Source organism: Longispora albida DSM 44784 (genome assembly GCF_000379825.1).
In the GTDB taxonomy this organism is placed as follows: domain Bacteria; phylum Actinomycetota; class Actinomycetes; order Mycobacteriales; family Micromonosporaceae; genus Longispora; species Longispora albida.
Genome location: NZ_KB903833.1, coordinates 308,166 through 324,998, shown reverse-complemented (window position 1 = coordinate 324,998; position 16,833 = coordinate 308,166). Strand labels below are relative to the sequence as shown.

At 69.3% G+C, this 16,833-nt stretch carries 8 protein-coding genes; 6 read left to right on the top strand and 2 right to left on the bottom strand.

All coding sequences use genetic code 11. The annotated features are described in order from the left end of the window. Nucleotides 1–50: 50 nt before the first annotated feature. Nucleotides 51–839, bottom strand: coding sequence for an IclR family transcriptional regulator (locus tag A3G1_RS0119150; RefSeq protein ID WP_018351094.1), 789 nt, complete (start codon nt 837–839; stop codon nt 51–53). Between the two features lie 64 nt (nt 840–903). Here A3G1_RS0119150 and hutH point away from each other — a divergent pair, with 64 nt between their 5' ends. From hutH to A3G1_RS0119120, 6 genes are all read left to right on the top strand, one after another. Further along, entirely contained in the window at nt 904–2,436 is a 1,533-nt protein-coding gene (hutH, locus tag A3G1_RS0119145; RefSeq protein ID WP_018351093.1) for a histidine ammonia-lyase, read from the top strand. Beyond that, nucleotides 2,433–4,121, top strand: a complete 1,689-nt coding sequence (hutU, locus tag A3G1_RS0119140) for a urocanate hydratase (protein ID WP_040478835.1) — start codon at nt 2,433–2,435, stop codon at nt 4,119–4,121. The genes hutH and hutU overlap by 4 nt, the downstream gene beginning before the upstream one ends. Before the next feature lie 21 nt (nt 4,122–4,142). Further along, nucleotides 4,143–5,426, top strand: coding sequence for a formimidoylglutamate deiminase (locus tag A3G1_RS0119135; protein ID WP_018351091.1), 1,284 nt, complete (start codon nt 4,143–4,145; stop codon nt 5,424–5,426). Beyond that, the gene (gene hutI, locus A3G1_RS0119130; RefSeq protein WP_018351090.1) at nt 5,423–6,550 is read left to right on the top strand and encodes an imidazolonepropionase; all 1,128 of its coding nucleotides are present in this window, start codon (nt 5,423–5,425) and stop codon (nt 6,548–6,550) included. The genes A3G1_RS0119135 and hutI overlap by 4 nt, the downstream gene beginning before the upstream one ends. Before the next feature lie 466 nt (nt 6,551–7,016). After that, on the top strand, nt 7,017–13,832 hold the full coding sequence (locus tag A3G1_RS35610; RefSeq protein WP_245563529.1) for a polymorphic toxin-type HINT domain-containing protein: 6,816 nt from the start codon (nt 7,017–7,019) through the stop codon (nt 13,830–13,832). A 12-nt stretch (nt 13,833–13,844) separates the two neighbouring features. Further along, the gene (locus A3G1_RS0119120; protein WP_018351088.1) at nt 13,845–14,222 is read left to right on the top strand and encodes a hypothetical protein; all 378 of its coding nucleotides are present in this window, start codon (nt 13,845–13,847) and stop codon (nt 14,220–14,222) included. A 63-nt stretch (nt 14,223–14,285) separates the two neighbouring features. Here A3G1_RS0119120 and A3G1_RS0119115 read toward each other — a convergent pair whose 3' ends face one another. Next, complete coding sequence (locus A3G1_RS0119115; RefSeq protein WP_018351087.1) at nt 14,286–16,757, bottom strand: proprotein convertase P-domain-containing protein; 2,472 nt, start codon at nt 16,755–16,757, stop codon at nt 14,286–14,288. Nucleotides 16,758–16,833: the final 76 nt, after the last annotated feature.

Sequence of the window (16,833 nt, the reverse complement as noted above, 5' to 3'; positions counted from 1 at the left end):
TAAAGGCCGTCCGGCGGGCCGGATCAGCCGGCTGCTGGGGCACCGCGAGTTCAGGATGGCGGAGCGTGCCCGCCGATCCGGCTGGTGAGCTGGGCTGCCGCCGCTCGTACCTCGGCGGCCAGCTCCGGCCACCGCACGCCGCACTCCGCAGTCCGCCCGGCTGGTTCACAGAGGTGGCGGAAGGTCACGCTGATCGCGGCCACGGGACGGCCACCGTGGTCGAAGCAGGCGGCGGCGACGGAGGCGAAGCCCGGGGTCACGTACCCGTCCTCCACGCTCCAGTCCTGCTCGGCCGCGAGCAGCCGCCGGAGGGCCGCGAGGGAGCGTGGTCCGCGGCCGGTCCGGTCCACAAAGGACGAGACGCGCGGGAACAGTGCCCGGACCTGGGCGGCCGGCAGGTGCCCCAGCAGCGCCCGGCCCGCGGCCGTCAGCTGGGCCGGGAGCCGGACGCCGATGTCGGTGACGAGGGTCTGCGGGTTCCTGGGCTGCTCCTTGAGCAGGTAGAGCGTCTCGGCGCCGTGGAGGACGCCGAGGTGGGCCGTCCGGCCGGTCGCGTCGACGAGACCCTGGAGGAGCGGGCGGGCCAGGCGTTCCAGTGGCTCGTGGCGCAGGTACGCGGAGCCGAGCTCGAAGGCCGCGACACCCAGCCCGTACCGCCGCTCCTCCGGCAGGTGGGTCACGAAACCGGCCTCTGCCAGCTCGGCGAGCAGGTGGTACGTCGTGGACCTGGGCAGCCCCAGCTCCCTGGCCAGCACCGACGCCGACTGCGGGCCGGGCCTGCTGGCCAGGTGCAGGAGGATGCCGAGCCCCTGGCGGAGCGCCGGAACGTTACTGGTCACCTGTCTGGTATACCAGACAGCAATCGGCTGGAAGCCCTTCGCCCGGCGGGCTCCAGCCGGTGTGATGGTGGGCATGAAGGTACTCGTCGGCCCAGCCCCCCTTAGCCCAGCAGAGGTCGTCGCGGTCGCCAGGCACGGCGCTGCCGTCGAGCTGACCGATGCCGCGCTGGAGGTTCTCGCCCAGTCCCGCACGGCCGTCGAGGCCCTGGCGGAGGCCGAGACCCCGTCGTACGGCGTCTCGACCGGCTTCGGCGCGCTCGCCACCCGGCACATCGCGCCCGAGCTGCGCGCGCAGCTCCAGAAGTCGCTCGTCCGCTCGCACGCGGCCGGCGCCGGTCCCGAGGTGGAGGAGGAGGTCGTCCGGGCGCTCATGCTGCTGCGCCTGCACACCCTCGCCACCGGCCGGACCGGTGTGCGGCCCGGCACGGCGCAGACGATGGCCGCCCTGCTCAACGCCCGGATCACTCCGGTGGTGCACGAGTTCGGCTCGCTCGGCTGCTCCGGTGACCTCGCCCCGCTGTCCGCCTGCGCGCTGGCCCTGATGGGCGAGGGCCAGGTCCGGGTGAACGGCGAGCTGCAGGATGCCGCCGCCGCGCTGAAGAACGCCGGCATCGAGCCCGTCGAGCTGCGCGAGAAGGAGGGCCTGGCCCTCATCAACGGCACGGACGGCATGCTCGGCATGCTCGTTCTCGCCCTGGAGGACCTGCGGGACCTGCTCGACGTCGCCGACGTGACGGCCGCGATGACCATCGAGGCGCTGCTGGCGACCGACCGGGTCTTCGCACCGGAGCTGCACGCCCTGCGCCCGCACCCCGGCCAGCAGGTCGCGGCCGCCCGGCTGGTCAAGCTGCTCGCCGGTTCGAAGATCATGGAAAGCCACCGGGGCCCGGACTGCAACCGGGTCCAGGACGCCTACTCGCTGCGCTGCACGCCGCAGGTCCACGGGGCCGTGCGCGACACCGCCGACTACTGCGCGACCGTGGCCGGCCGGGAGCTGGCCAGCGCCGTCGACAACCCGGTCGTCCTGCCCGACGGCCGCGTCGAGTCCAACGGCAACTTCCACGGGGCTCCGGTCGCCTACGCGCTGGACTTCCTGGCCATCCCGATCGCCGACCTGGCGAGCATCGCCGAGCGCCGGACCGACCGGATGCTCGACGTGGCCCGCTCGCACGGCCTGCCGGCCTTCCTCGCCGACGACCCGGGCGTGGACTCCGGGCACATGATCGCCCAGTACACGCAGGCCGCGCTGGTCAGCGAGCTCAAGCGCCTGGCGAACCCGGCCAGCGTCGACTCGATCCCGTCCTCAGCGATGCAGGAGGACCACGTGTCGATGGGCTGGAGCGCCGCGCGCAAGCTCCGCCGCTCGGTGGACGCGCTCCGCAAGGTCCTCGCGATCGAGCTGCTCACCGCAGCCCGGGCGATCGACCTGCGCAAGCCGCTGACCCCGGGTGCCGCGACGGGGGCGGCTGTGGCCGCTCTGCGGGTACACGTGGAAGGCCCTGGACCGGATCGTCACCTGGCGCCGGAGATCGCGGCCGCCGAAGAACTCATCGCCTCTGGCGCCCTGCTCGCCGCCGTCAACAAGGAGATCGCATGACCACCCCAGGTCCTCGCACCGTGCGGGCCCCGCACGGCACCGAGCTGAACACGAAGAACTGGCAGACCGAGGCAGCGCTGCGGATGCTGCTGAACAACCTCGACCCGGACGTGGCCGAGCGCCCCGACGACCTGGTGGTCTACGGCGGCACCGGCAAGGCTGCCCGGGACTGGGCCAGCTTCGAGGCGATCACCCGGGCGCTGTCCACTCTGGAGGCTGACGAGACCCTGCTGGTCCAGTCGGGCCGTCCGGTCGGCGTGTTCCGCACGAACGAGTGGGCGCCGCGTGTCCTCATCGCCAACTCCAACCTGGTCGGCGACTGGGCGAACTGGCCGGAGTTCCGCCGGCTGGAGGCGCTCGGCCTGACCATGTACGGCCAGATGACCGCCGGTTCCTGGATCTACATCGGCACGCAGGGCATCCTCCAGGGCACATACGAGACCTTCGCGGCCGTGGCCAACAAGCGCTTCGGCGGTACCCTGGCCGGCACCCTGACCCTGACCGGCGGCTGCGGCGGCATGGGTGGCGCCCAGCCGCTCGCCGTCACGATGAACGACGGCGTGTGCCTGATCGTCGACGTGGACCCGGTCCGCCTGCGCCGCCGCGTCGAGACCCGGTACCTGGACGAGGTCGCCGGCAACCTGGACGAGGCCGTGGAGAAGGCCCTGGCTGCGAAGGCCAGCCGGACGCCGCGCTCGATCGGTGTCGTCGGCAACGCCGCGACCGTGTTCCCCGAGCTGCTCCGCCGGGGTGTCGCGATCGACATCGTGACCGACCAGACCAGCGCCCACGACCCGCTGTCGTACCTGCCGGAGGGAGTCTCCGTCGAGGACGGCCCAGACTACGCGGCGAAGAAGCCCGCCGAGTTCACCGACCGCGCGCGTGCCTCGATGGCCAAGCACGTGGAGGCGATGGTCGGCTTCCAGGACGCCGGTGCCGAGGTCTTCGACTACGGCAACGCGCTGCGCGGCGAGGCCAAGCTCGGCGGCTACGAGCGGGCCTTCGACTTTCCCGGCTTCGTGCCTGCCTACATCCGGCCGCTGTTCTGTGAGGGCAAGGGCCCGTTCCGCTGGGCTGCGCTGTCCGGCGACCCGGAGGACATCCGCAAGACCGACCAGGCGATCCTCGAACTCTTCCCCGAGAACGAGTCGCTGCACCGCTGGATCACGATGGCGGGGGAGAAGGTCGCCTTCCAGGGCCTCCCGGCCCGGATCTGCTGGCTCGGCTACGGCGAGCGGCACCTGGCTGGCCTCAAGTTCAACGAGATGGTGGCCAGCGGCGAGCTGTCGGCTCCGATCGTGATCGGCCGCGACCACCTCGACTGCGGCTCGGTCGCCTCCCCGCAGCGGGAGACCGAGGCGATGGCCGACGGCTCGGACGCGATCGCCGACTGGCCGATCCTCAACGCCCTGCTCAACACGGCCTCGGGCGCGAGCTGGGTCAGCCTGCACCACGGCGGCGGCGTCGGCATCGGCCGGTCCATCCACGCCGGCCAGGTCGTGGTCGCCGACGGCACCGAGCTGGCGGCGCAGAAGATCGAGCGCGTGCTGACCAACGACCCGGGCATGGGCGTGATCCGGCACGTGGACGCCGGTTACCCGATCGCCGACGAGGTCGCGGACAGCCGTGGCGTCCGCATCCCGATGCGGGAGTCCGGCGAGGTCCCGAAGCCGGCCCAGGGCTGAGAGAGGCTTCCCCGGATGGTTATGCAGACGTACTGGTGTGAGCACGCCTGGCTGCCGTCCGGGGTGGCCGAGGCTGTCGAGATCACCGTCGGCAGTGGGCGGATCGTGGCGGTGGAGACCGGCCAGCCCAGCACCGGTGAGGTGCTGGCCGGTCTCACCGTGCCCGGATTCGCCAACGCCCACTCGCACGCCTTCCACCGGGCGCTGCGCGGCCGGACGAGGGGCGACAGCTTCTGGAGCTGGCGTGAGGGCATGTACGAGCTGGCGGAGCGCCTGACGCCCGACAGTTACCTCAAGCTGGCCCGCGCCACGTACGCCGAGATGGCCGTGGCCGGGGTCAGCGCGGTCGGCGAGTTCCACTACCTGCACCACGGCCCTGGTGGCCGCCCGTACGCCGACCCGAACGCGATGGGTGAGGCCCTGATCCAGGCCGCGCGGGAAGCCGGCATCCGCCTGACCCTCCTCGACACGTGTTACCTGGCCGGCGGCATCGGCGTCGAGCCGAACGAGACGCAGCGCCGGTTCTCCGACGGCGACGCGACGGCGTGGCAGGACCGGGTACGCGCGCTGAAGGCCGACGACAACACCGTCATCGGGGCCGCGATCCACTCGGTGCGCGCGGTCCCGCGTGATCAGCTGTCTCTTGTGGACAATGGCGGCCCGCTGCACGTGCACCTCTCCGAGCAGCCCGCCGAGAACGAGCAGTGCCTGGCGGCCTACGGAGTCACGCCCACCAGGCTCCTGCACGAGGCCGGGGCGCTGCACGCCCGCACGTCAGCCGTCCACGCGACGCACCTGACGGCTGAGGACATCAGCATCCTGGGCTCGACGGGTACAACATCGTGCTTCTGTCCCACGACGGAGGCCGACCTGGCCGACGGCATCGGCCCGGCACGCGAGCTGGCCGACGCTGGCAGCCCCCTGTCGCTGGGCAGCGACCAGCACGCCATCATCGACCCTCTCGAAGAGGCCCGCCGCCTGGAGCACCACGACCGGCTCCGCACCGGCCAGCGGGGCCGCTTCACGGGCGGCGAGCTGCTCACGGCACTGACCAACCACCAGAGCCTGGGCTGGGGACTGGCCGGCGCCATCATGCCCGGCGCGGCGGCGGATCTGGTCACCATCAATATGGACACGGTACGCACGGCGGGTGCGGCACCGTCACAGATCCTGCTGGCCGCCTCAGCGGCGGACCTCGCGCGCGTCATCGTCGGCGGCGAGACGATCGCGAAGAACGGCGTGCACACCCGGCTGGGCAACGTGGGCGCACTCCTGGCAGAAGCCATCACGGAGGTGTACGAGTGAGCAGCACCCTGATCACGAACATCGGCGAACTGTTCGGCGCCGAAGGCGACGCCCTCGTCATCGACGGCGACCGCATCGCGTGGATCGGCACAGGTTCGCAGCCCGCCGACAACCACTACGACGCCGGCGGCCGCGCCGTGCTTCCCGGCTGGGTCGACAGCCACAGCCATCTCGTCTTCGCCGGCGACCGGACGGCCGAGTTCACCGCCCGCATGGCAGGCCAGGCATACGCGGCCGGCGGCATCTCCGTCACGGTCAACGCCACGCGCTCGGCCTCCGACGCCGACCTCCAGGCTGGCCTCGGCCGCCACGTCGCCGAAATGCTCGCCAACGGCACGACGTGCATCGAGACCAAGACCGGCTACGGCCTGTCCACAGTGGATGAGACGCGCTCGGCCCGCATCGCCGCGTCGTCACCGTCCGTCGACGAGGTCACCTTCCTCGGCGCCCACCTCGTGCCACCGGGTGCCGACGCCGACGAGTACGTCAAACTCGTCGCCGGCGAGATGCTCGACGCCGTCGCCCCGTACGCGGGCTGGGCCGACGTCTTCTGCGAACGCGGCGCCTTCGACTACGACCAGTCCAGGACCGTTCTCGAAGCGGCAGCGGCGCGCGGCCTCGGCCTCCGCGTACACGGCAACCAGCTCGGCCACGGCCCCGGCGTCCGCCTCGCCTGCGAACTGGGCGCGGCCAGCGTCGACCACTGCACGTACCTGACCCCGGAAGACATCGGCATGCTGGCCTCGACGGGCACGGTCGCCACCCTCCTCCCGGCCACCGACCTGTCCACCCGCCAGCCGCTCCCCGACGCGCGAGCCCTGCTGGACGCGGGCGCCACCGTCGCACTCGCCTCCAACTGCAACCCGGGCTCGTCCTACACGTCCTCGATGGCGTACGTCGTCGCGACCGCCGTCCTCCAGATGCGCATGACCGTCGAGGAAGCCGTCACAGCCGCCACCCTCGGCGGCGCCAGGGCCCTCCGCCGCACCGACGTCGGCGTACTCCGCCCCGGAGCCCGCGCCGACCTCCACATCCTCGAAGCCCCCAGCGCCACCTGGCTCGCGTACCGCCCAGGAATGCCACTTACGCACGCCGTATGGCACAAGGGAACCCGCGTCCGCTAAGAGGTCCTCACTTCATGGCGGTGGTGCTATGGCGCAGTCCGGTCGTCTTCTGGAGCCGCCAGATTGCCGCCAGTCATTGAGTTGCCTATGGCTCGATGTTGTCTGGCCGCTGGCGTGCGGTAGTGATTACGCTGTGGTGGTCAGGTCTCCGTGGTTGGGAATGAAATCGAGTTTGCATTCTTCGTTACTCCAGACGGCTGGGAGAAAACCGAAGGTTCCCTGGCCGGCATCGAGAATAATCAGCGGTACACGATTTCGGGATGCCCAAGGCCGCTTTCGGTCGTCAGGCCGACGAGGCCTGCTGATTCTCGCCTGTAGTTTGCGATCCGCTAGATTTTGATTGCGTGTCAGTGCCCCGGCTGATAGTCAGCCGGGGCACTGCTTTCTGCTGTGTTCCTTCATGAATCCTTCAGCTTTTCGTGGTTAGCGTGCGCGTGATCCCTGCCCTCACAGTGGAAGGCTCACGTTGTCTACGAATCGAAGAAGGTATCTGCCTGCGGCACTCGGTGTGCTGCTCGCGGTGACCGTGCCGGGAGCGCCGCCCGCGTTGGCTGCTCCGGCCGAGAAACACGAGACGCCCAAGGCGCAGGCCGAGAGGTCCGTCGGCGGGCACTCTGCGAAGCCGGTGGCGGTACCCGAGCCGCCCAGCAAGCCGTTCAAGGGTGATGCTCCGGTGTGGCCGGAGGCCGGTACGGCGACCGTCGACTTTGGAGCGGCGGGCGCGCAGACGGTCGGGGCGGCCCGGGAGGTACCGAAAGCCGGTGCCCTGCCCGTCTGGCTCGAGCCGGCGAAGAAGGAAGGCGGGGCCCGGGTCGACGTACTCGACCGGGGCCAGGCCAAGAAGGCCGGCGTCGACGGCCTGCTCGTCCGGGTGACCGGGAAGGAAGCCAAGCCGGCAGCCGGTGTCGCGGCTGCCCGGGAGGACGCGGCCGGTACCAAGGCCAAGGTCACCCTCGACTACTCGAAGTTCCGCAACGCCTACGGCGGCGACTGGGCCTCCCGGCTGCGTCTCGTCAAGGTACCGGAATGTGGTTTGTCCACCCCGGAGAAGAAGGAATGCCGGCCGGAACCCGTCGCCGGCGCCGAGAACAATCTCGCGGCCGGCAAGGTCTCCGCGTTCATGGGCACGCAGGGCAGCACCCTGCTCGGCGTGACCGCCCCGCCGTCCGGCCCGGCCGGTGACTACGGGGCCACGAGCCTGACCTCCTCCGCGACCTGGTCTGGCGGCGGCAACTCTGGCGACTTCACCTGGTCGTACGCGCTGCGCTCGCCGCCAGCGCTCGGCGGGCCAGCCCCCTCCGTCGCCTTCGGCTACTCCTCGGCCAGCGTGGACGGCCGGATGGCCGCCTCGAACAACCAGCCGTCGTGGCTGGGCGAGGGCTGGGACTGGGATCCGGGCGCGATCGAGCGGAAATACATCCCGTGCGCCTCGGACATGACCAACAGCAACAACAACACCGAGAAGACCGGTGACCAGTGCTGGGGTACCGACAACGCCACCCTGGCCATGTCCGGTCACGCCGGCGAGCTCATCAAGGACGCCACGAACCCCAACCGCTGGCACCTCCGCAACGACGACGGCACGTACGTCGAGCGGCGGACCGGATCGGGCAACGGCGCCAAGGACGGCGAGTTCTGGGTCGTGACGACGACCGACGGCGTGCAGTACTGGTTCGGCAAGTCCGCCCAGTCCACGCTCACCGTCCCGGTCGCCGGTAACAACCCGGGGGAGCCGTGCCGGGCGAACGCGTTCGCGGACTCGTTCTGCACGCAGGCGTACCGGTGGAATCTGGAATACGTCGTCGACCTGCTCGGCAACACCCTGACGTACACGTACGGCAAAGAGACGAACAAGTACTCGAAGAACCTGAAGACCGACCAGGACCCGGTGCAGTACGACCGGTCCTCGTACCTCCAGCGGATCGACTACGGCACCCGCAGCGACCGCTCGGAGTCCGCGCCGATGCAGATCGTCTTCGAGACCGCCGACCGGTGCAAGCAGGACTGCGGCAACCACAACGCGGTCAACTGGCCCGACACCCCGTGGGACCAGGAGTGCACCGCGAAGCCGTGCAACACCGTCGCTCCGACCTTCTGGTCCACGAAGCGGCTGAGCAAGGTCATCACGAAGACCGGCGGTAACCCGGTCGAGGAGTGGGCGCTGACCCACACCTTCGAGGACCCGGGTGACGGCACCCGGGCCGGCCTGTGGCTCCAGAAGATCAGCCACAAGGGCCTCGTCGGCCAGACCACACCGGTCCCGGACGTCGTCTTCACCGGCACGCAGATGCACAACCGCGTCGACACCGTCGACCACTCGGCATCCATGAACTGGTGGCGCATCAAGTCGATCACGACCGAGTCCGGCGGCCTGCTCACCGTGTCGTACTCCGAGCGGGAGTGCGTCGCTGGCAGCAACATGCCGGACACGTCCAACCTGCAGGACAACAAGAAGCGGTGCTATCCGGTGCGCTGGCACCCGGACGGCGAGAAGGCCCCGGTGATCGACTTCTTCCACAAGTACGTGGTCACGGATGTCACCGAGGACGCCATCTTCGGCGGCAACATCCGGGCGATCACGCACTTCGACTACGTCGGCGACCCGGCCTGGCACTACTCCGACGACGACGGCATGGTCAAGGCCGAGGACAAGACCTGGTCGGTGTGGCGGGGCTACGGCGCTGTCCGTACCACCAAGGGCGACCCCGGCGAGCAGGAGATCACCGAGTCCCGCTTCTTCCGGGGCATGCACGGCGACAAGTACGGATCCGGTACCCGGAACGTGGACATGCCCGCAGCCGGCGGCGCACCGTCCATGAAGGACGAGGACGTCTTCGCCGGCATGACGCGCGAAACGATCGTCTACAACGGCACCGCTGAGGTCTCCGGCGAGGTCTACGTCCCGTGGCAGTCGTCGAAGGACAACGCGACCCGCACGTTCAACGGCGTCACGGTCAAGGCCAAGTTCACCAGCCCGGCGGGTGAGACGTACAAGCGGACCGCTCTCGATGGCGGCCGGCAGCCGATGACCACCAGCACCGTCACCACGTTCGACGACGACTACGGCACGCCCAAGCAGTCCGAGGACCGCGGCACGCCGGCTACCGGCGACGAGGGCTGCACGATCGTCTCGTACGCCCGGAACACTGGCGCGGCCTGGCTGATCGGTGCCGTGTCCCGCGAGCAGAGGTTCGCGACCGACTGCACCAGGGCAAGGGCCTCCGGGCTGACGGAACAGGAGGTCCTCGCCGACGAACTGACCTTCTACGACGGCCAGGCACACGGCGCTGCCCCGACCAAGGGCCTCACGACGAAGACCCAGGTCCTGAAGGCGTACCAGAACGGCACGCCGTCCTACGTGGACTCCTCGACGTCGGCGTACGACGCCTATGGCCGCCCGACCCGGGCAACCGACCTGCGCGGTGGCGCGACGACCCGGGAGTACACCCCGGCGGCCGGTGGCCCGCTGACCCAGGTCAAGGAGACCAGCCCGCTCGGCTGGACCAAGACCGAGACCTTCCAGCCGGCCTGGCACCTGCCGCTGACCAGTGTCGACGCCAACGGCCGCAAGGTCGAGTTCGCGTACGACGGTCTGGGCCGCCTGACCTCGGTGTGGAAGGCCGGCCGGGACCGCTCGCAGAACCAGTCGGCGAACATCACGTACGAGTATCTGGTCCGCAACGACGCTGCCTCGGCGGTGACGTCGAAGCGGCTGAACGCCTACGGCGGATACATCACGTCGCACGAGATCTTCGACGGCATGTGGCGTAAGCGGCAGACGCAGACTCCGGACGCCGCTGGCGGCCCCGGGACGATGCTCACTGACACTTACCACGACTCGGCCGGCCGAGTCTCGAAGCAGAACGACGCTTACTACTCGGGCAAGATCTCGCCCAGCACGGCGCTGTACATCCCGGAGGAGGTCATCCCGGCGCAGACCGTCAGCGTGTACGACGGCGCGGGCCGGGTCACCGACTCGATCCTGAAGACCAGCGCCCCGCAGGGCGGCAGCAACGGCGGCACGGAGAAGTGGCGTACGAAGACGTACTTCGCCGGCGACCGCACCGACGTGACCCCGCCACTCGGGGCCACCGCGACGTCTACAGTGGCCGATGCGTTCGGCCGGACGGGTGAGCTGCGCCAGTACCGCGGCCCGGTCCCCACGCCCGGCGTGGCCGGCAGCTACGACAGGACGGTCTACGAGTACGACCGCAAGGACCGGCTGTCGAAGGTGACCAGTCCGGCCGGCGCGGTGTGGACATACGAGCACGACCTGGTCGGCCGGACGGTCAAGACGACCGACCCCGACAAGGGCACGAGCACCTCGGTCTACAACGACGCCGGCGACCTGCTGTCGACGACCGACGGCCGGGGTACGACCCTCGCGTTCTCCTACGACACGATCGGCCGAAAGACCGGCGTGTACAAGGACTCGGTGGCCTCCGGCAACAAGCGGGCCGAGTGGTTCTACGACTCGCTCTCCAACGGTGACGTGGTCAAGGGCCAGCTCGTCAAGGCCGTGCGGTACCAGGGGGCCGACGCGTACGCGAAGGAGACCCTGAGTTACACGACCGACTACCAGCCGACCTTCGTGAAGCACACCATCCCGGGTACGAAGGTGGGCGGCTCCTACACCTACACGTACACCTACAACCAGGACGGCACTCCGGCGACGGTCCAGTTCCCGCAGACCGCCGACCTGAAGGCCGAGACGCTGACCTACGGTTACGACTCTCTCGGCCAGCCGGTGAAGCTCGACAGCAAGTACGGCGGCGAGCTGCTGAAGAGCATGGTGACGGGCACGAGCTACACCTCGTGGGGTGAGGTTGGTGCCTACACGCTGAAGTCCGGTACCGGCTCGTTCGTCGACGTGGTCAAGGACTACGAGCCCGTCACACGGCGGCTCCGCAAGTCGTGGGCGGTGAAGCAGATCGCGCCCGCGACGATCGCGGACGTCACTTACGCGCACAATCCGGCCGGTGACGTCACGTCTGTCTCGGACTCCGTCTCTGGCGACACCCAGTGCTTCACCATGGATCATCTGCGCCGCCTGACCGAGGCGTGGACCCCGGCCAGCCACGACTGCAACGCCGCCCCGTCCAATGGCTCGCTGGGCGGCCCGGCCAAGTACTGGCACACGTACGAGGTCGACGCCGCCGGCAACCGGAAGAAGCTCGTCGAGCACGAGACGGCCACCGGTGACCGGACGACCACGTACACCGTCAACCCTGGCAAGCACTCGCTGGCCAGCACCGCCACTGCCGACAACACGGGAACGAAGACCAAGAACTGGTCGTACGACCCGATGGGCAACATGCTGACCAGGCCCACCCCGTCCGACGGTACCCAGACGATGACCTGGGATGTGGAAGGCCGCCTGGACACCAGCACGGACGCGAGCGGCACGACGTCGTACGTGTACGACGTCGACGGCAACCGCATCCTCAGGCAGGACCCGCTGGGCACCACGCTCTACCTGCCCGGCCAGGAGGTCCGCAACACGTCCTCCACGGGCCTCAGGACCACCACCCGGCAGTACAGCCAGGGCGGCGGGATCATCGCCAACCGGGTCGCGGGCGGGCTCACGTGGATCGTCGGCGACACAGCCGGCACCGCCGAGATCACGGTCAACGAGAAAACCCAGGCCGTCGGCATCCGCCGCACGACGCCGTACGGTGCCGAGCGGCAGAAGTCGGGCACGTGGCCGACCTGGTTCGACAAGGGCTTCGCCGGTGGCACGCAGGACAACACTGGCCTGACCCACATCGGGGCACGCGAGTACGACCCGGACACCGGCCGCTTCGTCTCGGTCGACCCGGTGATCGACAACAACGACCCGCAGCAGCTGCACGGGTACGCGTACGGCAATAACAACCCGTCGAGCAACGTGGACGCCGACGGCCGCTGGGGCCTGCCGAAGTTCGTGAAGAACGCGGTGTCGTCGGTCAAGAACAGTGTGTCCAATGTGGTCAGCACGGTCGGTGAGGCCGCTAAGGCCACCGGCAAATGGGTCTACAACAACGCCGGCACAATCTCGACGGTTCTCTCCGTGGCGGCAGTCGCCTGCACAGTGATCCCGCCGTTGCAGGTCGCGGCCCCCTTCCTCGGAGCGGCGGCCACGGCGGTCGGCGCGATCGAGACCTACAAGTCGTGCAGCGAGGGCATGTCCGTCGACTGCGCGATGGGCCTGACCGAGCTCGTACCCGGCGGCCGGGTGGCTGGTAAGGCAGCTGAGGGTGCCAGGGACGCGGCGAAGGCAGGCAAGAGGACGTCACGGGCCGCTGACGAGGCCGGGGGCGCGGCGGAGACGGTTTCCGCGGTCAGCTGCCCGATCGGTGGCGGTGGCGGGAAGAAGGGGCACAGCTTCGACCCGGCGACGCCGGTGCTGATGGCCGACGGCAGCACGAAGGAGATCGCGGCGGTTCAGACCGGTGACCAGGTGCTGGCCACCGATCCCGGTACCGGTGAGTCCACGGCCCAGCCGGTCACGGACCTGCACCGCAACCTCGACATCGAGCTGACAGACCTCACGGTCACCAAGTCCGACGGCACCTCCGCGCTGCTCCAGACCACGCAGAACCACCCGTTCTGGGACGCGACCACCGGCCAGTGGGCCGATGCCGCACAGCTCGAACCGGGCCACCTCCTCCTGTCCAGCACCGGCGAACTCGTGCGGGTCACCACCGTCCGCAACTTCGCCGGCGTCAAGGAGATGCGTGACCTGACGGTCGCCACAATCCACACGTACTACGTGGTGGCCGCAGGCCTCCCGGTCCTGGTCCACAACATCAACAACGGCTCCAGCGAGCCGATCCGCTCGACGAAGTGGTGCGACGGCCAGGATCGGAACGCGGATGGGGAGAGCCTGGAAGACGATGTGGCCAACATGATCGAGGACGATTTCCCCGGTGAGGTCAAGGGCCAGGGCGATCTGTTCCGCAAGGAGAGCGGTAAGCGGTGGACCGATCACGACGTGTACGGCCAGAACTGGATGCTCGAGGTCCACGATGGAGTGGGTAACGGCAAGGTCTCGCAATTCAAGGACAACCACATCCCCACAGCCAAGAGCGTCGGCAGGAACTGCATGGCGCTCTACTGCCCGGACCCTAACCTCAAGGGCAGCATCAAGAAGGGCCTGGAGAGGCTGGGAATCGTTATCCTCACCACTCGCGGCCAGCTCCGTAACTGGATGCGGGCCGTGATCGAGGCTCGGGAGACAGGCGGTCCGCCGCCGGCTCCGGCGCCACCGCTGCGGGGACGGCAGAGGGATCTGGACGCTTAGGAAGGAACCATCATGAAGACGGCGGTGTTCGCATTCCGTGAGCCCGGTCCGGGCTGGGACGAGCTCGGTGCCTGGATCTCGGAGGTGGCCAGGACGACCACCTCGCCCAGCGGCAAGGTGGTGCTCATCGAGCTCGGCGAGTACCACGGCTATCTGGTCGCTGACGAGTACGATCCGGAGCTCTGGCAGCCGGGTGCGTTCACCGGTACACCGGCTGTCTACGCGATCGACTACCGGAGCCACCGTCTGATCGAGGCGCTGGTCAGGCACCTTGTGCACCGGGCGCCGTTTGTGATCGACACGAACTACGGCGATGAGCTGGTCGCGGAGGACTTCCTCGCCAAGCTCGACGCTGACCCGGGCTGGCGATGGTGGGCGCCGTCATGCTGATCTGACGCCCAGCGAACGAAGTGGCCCCGGTGCACCCAGCACCGGGGCCGCTCCTGTTCAGCCTCAGAAGTTCAACGACCAGCTGTCTATCTTGCCGACGTCCTGCGAAGCCACATCCTGCACCCTCAACTTCCAGGTACCGTTCGCGACCTCACTAGACGCGTTCACCGTGTACGTCTTGATCACGTTGTCCGCGCTGTCGTTGTTCGCGATGTCCTCCAGCAGGTACACGGTCCCGTCCGGGGCGACGAGGGAGATGACCAGGTCACCTCGCCACGTGTGCTTGATGTCCACGTCCACCTTGAGAGTGGCCGGGGCGTTGCCGCAGACGCCGGTGACCGCGATCGAACTCTCCACAGTGGAGTTGTCGCTGATCGTCACGTCGTTGATGTTGGTGACCTTCTTCGGCCCGCAGCTCGGCGTGACGGTCGGCGTCGCGGTCGGAGTGCCCGTCGGGGTGACGGTCGGCGTACCGGTCGGCGCCGGGCCCGTCTTCGCGGTCACCACGAGCGCGTAGTCGGCGTCGACGCCCGGCGTCTCGGGGTGGCCGTCCTGGTTGACCTCGTCGGCGATGACCTCGATGGTCCAGGTGCCAGCCGCCGGGTTCTGGACGAGCACGTTCTCGACGGTGTCGACCGTGTTGGACGTGCCACCGGCCGTCGACCAGTTGCCGGCCTTGAGGCCGTTGTTGCCCCAGTACACGGTGCCGTTCGGGGCCGTGACCTTGAGCGTGAGGTCGTTGACCCGGGCCTGGGCAGCCGTGGGGGAGCCCTGCGGGTCGGTGTACACCATCGTGGCCTTGAGCGGCTGGGTACCGTCCGTCGTGATGGTGTAGGTCTTCTTCGTGCCGGTCGTCAGCAGGTCGCTCTCGTTGACCAGGATCGGCAGCCGCCACCCGTTGGCCTGGGCCTGGTTGTACAGGTTGCCGACGCTCGCCGTGCCCCAGCCCTGGTGGACCCGGGTCAGGTCGTGGCTCTCGCCAGAGAACGCGTACGAGTTCGCCTGGTTGATCATGAGTGCCTTGGCCGTCGCCGCGTGCGGGCGGCTGGTGAACACGTCACGGTTCTGCCCCGGCGCCCCGGCGAACACGCCGTCGGCCCACATCTGGAACAGCAGGCCGAAGTTGCCGCAGGTGATCGGGGTCGCGCCGCTCGTGCCGCCGAAGCCGCTGGTGTACGACGTGTTCGACGACGAGGACGTCGTGTAGATGGAGTCGTAGTAGTTCGACAGGTCCGGCTTGATCCGGCCGTCGGCGGCCGGGCCGATGCTCGCGCCGCTGTTCCAGGCGTCGTCGGTCCGGGACAGGGTGTCCTTGTGGTACTGGCCGCCGACGCTCACCACGTTCTTCGACCACGCCTGCGGCCGGGACTGCCGGGTACCGGCGTTGCTCTGCGACTGGCAGATCAGCAGGTCGTGGTCGAACACGATGTCGTCCATCGCCGCCGAGATCGAGGTGTAGGACGTGGTCAGCGCGTCGCCCCACGAGTTCGACTGGAAGACGGCCCGGTAGTTGCCCGCCGGGTCGACCAGCTGCGCGGTGTGCGCGTAGCGGTCGGTCACGCTGCCGTACGCCGCGATGAAGCCCTGGGCCTCGGGCAGGAGGCCCCGGGCGGCCGGCGTGACGCCGCTCGCGAAGATCTGGCCGTACGTGGACGTGCCGTGGCTGGTGTCGGTGCTGTTCCCGCCGTGCACGATCGGGGGCTTGGCCGAGAACTCCTGGTGCGTGACCCGCAGGCCGCCGTCCATGACCTCGCCGCGCACGCCCTGGCCCTTGTAGCCGCGTGCCGTCTCGATCGCGTTCGCGCCGCCGTCCTCGCGGGCCTTGTCCATGTCGGTCTGCGGCGCGGAGGTCTCGTCCATCGCCAGGACGGCGTCGTGCTGGGCGAGGCTGCCGAGCTGGGCCGGGGTCAGGGTCGCCTCCAGCAGCTGCTTGCTCGCGGACAGGACGTGCACCGTCCCGCCGAGCGCTGTGACCCGTTCGGCCACGGTCCGCTGGTCGTTCCCGTTCTTCTCGACGAGCGTGATCGCGTACCGCTTGGTGCCGGTCGTGGCCTCGTACTTGTCAGCGGGCTCGTACGTCGTCACGGCCCGGACGTAGGACTTGCCGGCCACCTTGTCGGCGGTCGCCGAGTCCATCCGCACCACGTACGCGAAGTCCGGGATGTACGCGCCGACCCTGGCACCGAGCCGCTGGAGCTCGCGCCGCTGGCTGTCGAGCGGGGCAGCGGCGAACTGGACCAGGTACGCCCCGGTCTGCGTGCGCAGCGAGGCCACGTCCTCCTTCGGGTCGAAGGAGCGGTTGCGCAGCTTGATCTGCGTGGCCTGCTGCCGGGACCTGGTCCACGTCCGGCCACTGTCGACGCTGAGCTGGTAGGTGCCGTCCGCGGCGAGGCGGGTCAGCTCGGAGCTGCCCGAGGCGCCGACGACCCTGCTGTTGTCCACGCCCTGCGCGCTGAGCGAGGTGAGCGCGAGGGTGAGGGCGACAGCGGAGCCTCCGGCCAGTCCTGCGAGGACGGTTCGAGGGGTGAGTCGCAAGGTGTGCCTCCTCCAGAGGGGGCCGAACGGCGGAGGGGTGGTCCGCCGTTCGGTGGGAGCAGGCTAGCCGGAAGCA

What these genes read in the sequence shown, in the direction of transcription:
- hutH (WP_018351093.1), top strand. Translation starts at nt 904, where the DNA reads ATGGTGGGCATGAAGGTACTCGTCGGCCCAGCCCCCCTTAGCCCAGCA.
- hutU (WP_040478835.1), top strand. Translation starts at nt 2,433, where the DNA reads ATGACCACCCCAGGTCCTCGCACCGTGCGGGCCCCGCACGGCACCGAG.
- A3G1_RS0119135 (WP_018351091.1), top strand. Translation starts at nt 4,143, where the DNA reads ATGCAGACGTACTGGTGTGAGCACGCCTGGCTGCCGTCCGGGGTGGCC.
- A3G1_RS0119120 (WP_018351088.1), top strand. Translation starts at nt 13,845, where the DNA reads ATGAAGACGGCGGTGTTCGCATTCCGTGAGCCCGGTCCGGGCTGGGAC.